This is a genomic window from Streptomyces ipomoeae 91-03, assembly GCF_000317595.1.
Lineage (GTDB): Bacteria > Actinomycetota > Actinomycetes > Streptomycetales > Streptomycetaceae > Streptomyces > Streptomyces ipomoeae.
The window spans coordinates 1-1,327 of sequence record NZ_AEJC01000289.1 but is presented as its reverse complement, the minus strand read 5'-3'; the positions used below and the strand labels follow the sequence as shown (position 1 = coordinate 1,327).

General features: G+C 68.0%; 2 pseudogenes. One reads left to right on the top strand and one right to left on the bottom strand.

The features are described 5' to 3' along the window. Positions 1-23 precede the first annotated feature (23 nt). Positions 24-1,099 (bottom strand): annotated as a pseudogene (locus STRIP9103_RS18985) (RNA-guided endonuclease InsQ/TnpB family protein); the annotation flags it as partial. 8 nt (positions 1,100-1,107) lie between these two features. On the opposite strand from STRIP9103_RS18985, the pseudogene STRIP9103_RS18980 reads away from it, so the two are divergent. Then, positions 1,108-1,266, top strand: a pseudogene (locus tag STRIP9103_RS18980) (IS200/IS605 family transposase); the annotation flags it as partial. Between the last annotated feature and the right edge of the window lie 61 nt (positions 1,267-1,327).

Here is a 1,327-nt window from a genome sequence, read left to right as displayed (position 1 = left end):
CCTTCCGTTCCGTTGCTGTGCCGCTACGCGGCACGGGCTTGGGTCGGGAATCCGTGGCTTCTGCTTCGTCGCGCTGTGCCGGGACGAGTCCTGGTCTCACGTGCGCTCCACAGGCTGTCACCGCCAGTCCGGCGGCCGTTTTGACGTTCTTCGCGGCGTTGTGGTCCCGGTCATGGACCGCACCGCAGGCGGCACAGGTCCAGGTCCGGATGTGCAAGGGCTTGGGGCCGTCCTGGGCCCCGCACCGCGAGCAGACCTGGCTGGTCGGTGTGAACCGGCCGATCTTCACCAGGGTCCGCCCGTACCGAGCCGCTTTGTATTCCAGCATGTGTACGAACTGCGACCAGCCCGCATCATGCACACTCTTCGCCAGCTTGGTGCGCGCCAGTCCTTTGACCGCCAGGTCCTCCACGGCGATCCCTTGGTTGTCGGAGATCAGCTGAGTGGAGAGCTGGTGGTGGAACTCACGGCGGGCGTCCGTCACTTGTGCGTGGGCGCGGGCGACCTTGAGTCGCGCCTTCTCGCGGTTGCTGGATCCCTTCTGTTTGCGGGACAGCTCGCGCTGGGCCTTCTTCAGCTTCTTCTCCGCGCGGCGCAGGAACCTGGGGGAGTCGATCTTCGTGCCGTCGGAGAGGACGGCGAAGTGCGTCAGCCCAAGGCCGATGCCGACTGTCCGGTCACTGGCGGGCATCCGGGCGGCGTCGGCGGCCGGGTCGGTGTCGATGACGAACGAGGCGAAGAACCTTCCGGCCGCGTCCTTGATGACGGTGACCGAGGTCGGGGTGGCGGGCAGGGTGCGGGACCACTTCACCTTCACCGGACCGATCTTCGGCAGGTTCAGCCGGCCGCTGTCGGTGAGGTGCCAGCGGGCGTTGGCGGTGAACCGGATCGACTGCCGGGCATCTTTACGGGACTTGAAGCGGGGCGGGCCGGTCTTGGGGCCCTTGCGGGTGCCCTTGAGGGAGGCGAAGAAGTTCCGGTACGCGGTCTCCGCGTCGCGCAGGGACTGCTGCAGGACGACCGCGGAGACCTCGCCCAGCCAGGACCGGGCCTCGGTCAGTTTCGCCTGGGTGATCAGCTTCTTCGACAGCTCACCGGCCTTAAGGCGTCTCCTCCCGCCGACTGCGCAAGGAGTTCCCCGACCTGGTACGCCACTACTGGCGGGCGAACAAGTTGTGGTCGGGCTCCTACTTCGCCGGGACCGTCGGCGGCGCCCCGCTCACCGTGGTCAAGCAGTACATCGAGCGGCAGAACCGCCCGGCGTGAAGCCCTGCCCGGCCCTGGTGACGCTACGCGCCACCAGCCGTATCCGGCTCCGCCGGACCCG